Raw genomic sequence first — 4,699 nt, 5'->3', positions numbered from 1 at the left:
GCTCGACCTGCAGGCGCGTGTTCATCTCGATGAAATAGAACTCGCCATTCTCGTAAAGGAATTCGATCGTGCCGGCGCCGGAATAGCCGAGATCGGCAATGGCGTTGGCGCAGATACCGCCGATGCGGGCTCGCTCCTCGGCGTTGAGGGCCGGCGAGGGCGCCTCTTCCCAGACTTTYTGRTGGCGGCGTTGCAGAGAACAGTCGCGCTCGCCGAAATGCACGCCGCGGCCGAAGCCGTCGCCGAACACCTGCACCTCGATGTGGCGCGGCTTTTCCAGGTATTTCTCGATGTAGACGGCATCGTCGCCGAAGGCCGCACCGGCTTCCGTGCTCGCTGTCTGCAAGGCGATCTCGAGGTCAGCCTCGGTAAGGGCAACCTTCATGCCGCGCCCGCCACCACCTGCCGATGCCTTTATGATCACGGGATAGCCGATCTCGGCGGCAATGCGCCTGGCTTCCTTCTGATCGGTGACGGCGCCGTCCGAACCGGGCACCACCGGAATGCCGAGGCGCTTGGCCGTGCGCTTGGCTTCGATCTTGTCGCCCATGATGCGGATGTGGTCGCCGGACGGGCCGATGAAGGTGATGTTGTGCGCGGCCAATATGTCGGCGAACTTGGCGTTCTCCGACAGGAAGCCGTAGCCCGGATGCACGGCGTCGGCGCCGGTGATCTCGCAGGCCGCGACGATCTGRTGGATGTTGAGATAGCTGTCGCGCGAYGGYGGCGGRCCGATGCACACGCTCTCGTCGGCCAGCCGCACATGCATGGCGTCGGCGTCGGCGGTCGAATGCACCACCACCGTCTGGATGCCGAGTTCCTTGCAGGCGCGCAGCACCCGAAGGGCGATTTCGCCGCGATTGGCGATGAGGATTTTTTGGAACATACTGCCCGCTCTACTCGATCACGACGAGCGGCATGCCGTATTCGACCGGTGAAGCATCCTCGAACAGGATCGCCGTCACCGTGCCGGCGCGCGGCGAAGGAATCTGGTTCATCGTCTTCATCGCCTCGATGATCAGCAGCGTCTGGCCTTCCTTGACTTTCTGGCCGACCTCGATGAACGCCTTGGCGTCGGGCGACGGCGCCAGATAGGCAGTGCCGACCATCGGCGAGGTGACCGCGTTCTTCGACACGTCGACCACCGCCGGCGCTGCCGCTGCAGCGGTTTGGGCGGCAGCTGGCGCATAGGTGGGCTGGGGGGCCGCAATCGCGTGGACGGCAGGCGCCTGCCGCGACACGCGCACCTTCAGGTCACCCAGTTCAACCTCGATCTCGGTCAGGTTGGTGTCGTTCAGTATGCCCGCCAGATCGCGGATCAGTTGCTGGTCAACACCGGTCTTCTTTATCGAMATTTTCGAGCCTTCTGTTTGTTGGCCGGTCATAGGCGTGCGGCCAGCGCCTGTAGCGCCAGCGTGTAGCCGAGCGGCCCAAAGCCACAGATCATGCCGACGGCGACCGGCGCGACCATGGAGACGTGGCGGAATGATTCCCGCGCATGGATGTTGGAAAGGTGAACTTCGGCGACCGGCAGCGGCGCGACCGAACGGATGGCGTCGTGGATCGCGATCGAGGTATGGCTGTAGGCACCGGGATTGATGACGATGCCGGCAGCCTTGTCACCGGCTTCTTGGATCCAGTCGACAAGATCGCCCTCATGGTTCGACTGGCGGAAATCGATCTCGAGCCCAAGCGACGCGCCGGCCTGCTTGCAGTCGTCGGCAATCGCGGCAAGCGTCTTGCCGCCATAAATGCCCGGCTCGCGCTTGCCGAGCGCGTTTAGATTGGGACCGTTCAGGACGAAAACCGTTTTCAAAAAAGCCGACCTTTTCCGGCGCCGGTATCAAACCGGCGCGCTGGGCCTCTATACCGGGCATAGCCGTCCGCGAAAAGAGCGCAAGTGCGTTCTTTCACTGTCCACAACAGGCCGAAATGCGCCGGTGAAGAAAACCCCCGGCTGATCAAAGCGCGGCTTTCGCCGCCTCGATCTTTTCCGCCAGCACCTCCTGCCCGAGAGCCCCGAACACCACCTCATTGCCGACGACATAGGACGGCGTTCCGGTGATCGCCAGCTTATTGGCAAGATCGTAGGTCTTGGAGAAGGCCTCGCTGATCGACGGATCCTTCATCTTTTCGCGCAAAGTCGCCTCGTCGGCGCCGAGCGAAAGCGCAATCTTGATCGCCGTCGCTTCGGTGGCGCGTCCCTGGCCGCCGAGCAGGGCATTGTGGAACTCGCCGTACTTTTCCGGCATCATCAGGTGGAAGGCCATCGAGACGACGCTGGCCTTTTGCGAATCCGGGCCGAGGATCGGGAATTCCTTGAGTACGAAGCGCAGATCCGGATCGGATTTGGTCAGCGCCCGCATGTCGTCGATGGCGCGTTTGCAGAAGCCGCAATTGTAGTCGTAGAACTCGACGATCGTCACCTTGCCGTTCGGGTTGCCGACGATGCCGTCGAAGCTGGAGTTGAAGATCTGGTCCTTGGCGTTCTTGATGACGCCGAGCGCGGCGAGGCGCTGTTCCTCCTTCTGCTTGGCCTCGAGCGCGTCCTGCACTTCGAGSAGCACTTCCGGGTTCTTCAAGAGGTAGTCGCGGATGATCCCTTCGACCTCGGCGCGGTCGATCTTGGTATCGGCCGCCTTGGTGTCGGCCCCTGCGGTCTGGACAGGCTGCGCCGTCTCGACAGGCTGCGCCGTCTGGACAGGCTGCGCCGTACCGGCCTTGGCAATCTGCGGGCTGCCGGCCACGAAACCGAAAGCCAGCATGGCAAGGGCTACAGCAATCCCCGTGGTGCCCAGCAGCAGTGCCTTTTTCATCGTTCTCGTTCCTTTTGCCTGTTTCCCGGTGCGGCTGTGTCGCAGCGCGTCGCCTGAAGGTTCACTAGATCTTGCTAGACGATTTGTAGTTTATGATGTCCTGGGCTCGTATCCAACGCGGCTCGCCGCGCTTCATCTGCTGCTGCGCCCGCATGGCGAAGATCTTCGCATCCTTGTAATTGCCGGAATAGAAGTGACCTTCGGCGGTGGCAAGCTCGGCGCCTGGTATGTCTCCCAGTTCGCCGTAAGCCTGCGCCAGATAGCGGTAGCCGGCGGAATTTTCCTTGTCGCGCCCCAAGCCATTGTTGATCTGTACGACGGCCTTCTTCAGCGTGTCGGGCGTGCCGACCGCCATCAGCGCCTGGCCAAGCGAGACAGGCAGCAAGCCGGACCGGACCGGATCGAGGCTGACCGCCTTTTCGTAGGCTTCCGTCGCGTCCTTGGGCTTGTTCGCCTTCATCAAGATGTCGCCGCGCAACTCCTGGAAATAGGCATTCTTGGGTTGCGCCTTGATCAGCGCGTTGGTCTTGGCGAGTGCGCCGGCGATGTCACCGTAAAGATAGGTCGATTGGGCATCGCCATATTGTGCTGCAAGGCTGCCCCTCATCTTTTGCATCAGCCGCGCCGCGGTGGCCTGGCCTTCCATATAGACGGCGATCTTCACCCGCATCATGTCATGGCGCTGCTGCAGCGTCTGCGGGTCGACCTTGTCGACATTGGGGCTCTGCGTCACCAGCACTTCGAGATTGGCGATGCGCTCCTGCGGCATCGGGTGGCTGATCCGATAGGGATCGACTTGCGCACCCGACAGCGACAGCGCGGTCTGGAAGCGCCGGAACGTCTTCAGCATGCCCATGCCGGACTGGCCGGTGGCGTTGAGATAGGTTATCGCCGAACGGTCGGCCGTGATCTCCTCGGTGCGCTGGTAGGCGAGGATGCTGCGCTGTGCCATCTCGCCGCCGCCGGCGGCCACACCCATGCCGGCGCCAGCCAGGCCGCGGCTGTTGGTGGTCGCACCGGCAACCATCGCGCCGGCGCCAAGCAATGTCGCGATGATGGCCATCGTCTTGGCGCGTTCGAGCTGGTCACGCAGTTTCTGCTGGTGGCCGCCGGCGATATGGCCGGCCTCATGCGCGATGACGCCGATGATCTCATTGGGCGTTTCCGCCGTCATCAGCGCGCCGGTGTTGATGAACAGCCGGCGCCCGGTGACGAAAGCGTTGAAGCTGGAATCATTGACCAGCACGATATCGATGCCGTCATTCGCGAGCCCCGCCGCCTTGAAGATCGGCCGCGCGTAGTCGCGCACCAGAGCCTCGATCTCGGCATCGCGTACCACCGGCACGTTCTGGGCGAAGGCGGTGGCCGAACTCGCCACGGCAACCGCGACGCCAAGCGAAAGCGTCGTGAAAACACGCGCAATCCGGGCAATCGTAGATCTGGGTCGGCTCAACATGACGTGTCCACTGGTAGACGAGCGGGCGAAAGATGAAAAGTCGGCACCGGAAAACTTCCTCAACTTGTGATCCTCACATCAATCGGGCATTTGTGCGGCGCATGTATTCAAGGCATGGCGTGCCCAACCGTCGGGATAGGGATAAAATGGTCGTTTCGCTCTCACGTCGCGGCAATGTCGAGCCGTTCCACGCCATGGACATYCTGGCCGAGGCGAACAGGCTCAAGGCCCAGGGCGTGCCGGTGATTTCCATGGCGGTCGGCCAGCCATCCGATCCGGCGCCCGCACGGGTTCGCGCCGCCGCGGCCAAGGCCTTGGAGCACGGCCGCATAGGCTACACCGACACGTTGGGTCTGGCTGGTCTGCGCAAGGCGATCGCCGAGCATTACGCGGAGCATTATCGGCTCGAAATCGAACCCGGCCGGAT

Annotated in this window: 6 protein-coding genes; 1 reads left to right on the top strand and 5 read right to left on the bottom strand. The window is 62.8% G+C overall.

Annotated features, from left to right (window positions below):
- From AC1DX0_RS31385 to AC1DX0_RS31365, 5 genes are all read right to left on the bottom strand, one after another.
- On the bottom strand, positions 1-886 hold an 886-nt coding region (locus AC1DX0_RS31385), incomplete at its 3' end, for an ATP-binding protein (RefSeq protein ID WP_477358311.1).
- A gap of 10 nt (positions 887-896) precedes the next feature.
- On the bottom strand, positions 897-1,355 hold the full coding sequence (gene accB, locus AC1DX0_RS31380) for an acetyl-CoA carboxylase biotin carboxyl carrier protein (RefSeq protein WP_477221394.1): 459 nt from the start codon (positions 1,353-1,355) through the stop codon (positions 897-899).
- 26 nt (positions 1,356-1,381) lie between these two features.
- On the bottom strand, positions 1,382-1,816 hold the full coding sequence (gene aroQ, locus AC1DX0_RS31375) for a type II 3-dehydroquinate dehydratase (RefSeq protein ID WP_019857903.1): 435 nt from the start codon (positions 1,814-1,816) through the stop codon (positions 1,382-1,384).
- 145 nt (positions 1,817-1,961) lie between these two features.
- Positions 1,962-2,816: a DsbA family protein gene (locus tag AC1DX0_RS31370; RefSeq protein ID WP_477221395.1), complete on the bottom strand. Its 855-nt coding sequence runs from the start codon at positions 2,814-2,816 to the stop codon at positions 1,962-1,964.
- A 64-nt stretch (positions 2,817-2,880) separates the two neighbouring features.
- Positions 2,881-4,272: a M48 family metalloprotease gene (locus AC1DX0_RS31365; RefSeq protein WP_477221396.1), complete on the bottom strand. Its 1,392-nt coding sequence runs from the start codon at positions 4,270-4,272 to the stop codon at positions 2,881-2,883.
- Between the two features lie 146 nt (positions 4,273-4,418).
- On the opposite strand from AC1DX0_RS31365, the gene AC1DX0_RS31360 reads away from it, so the two are divergent.
- A partial coding sequence (locus tag AC1DX0_RS31360; RefSeq protein WP_477358310.1) for an aminotransferase class I/II-fold pyridoxal phosphate-dependent enzyme occupies positions 4,419-4,699 on the top strand: 281 nt, incomplete at its 3' end.

The organism is Mesorhizobium sp. P3_A9 (assembly GCF_056402975.1).
Note: the sequence above shows the minus strand (reverse complement) of the source record. Positions and strands in the feature narration are given on the sequence as shown.

Excerpts from the sequence above, each read along its gene's own strand:
- AC1DX0_RS31365 (WP_477221396.1), bottom strand. The coding sequence starts at position 4,272 with ATGTTGAGCCGACCCAGATCTACGATTGCCCGGATTGCGCGTGTTTTC.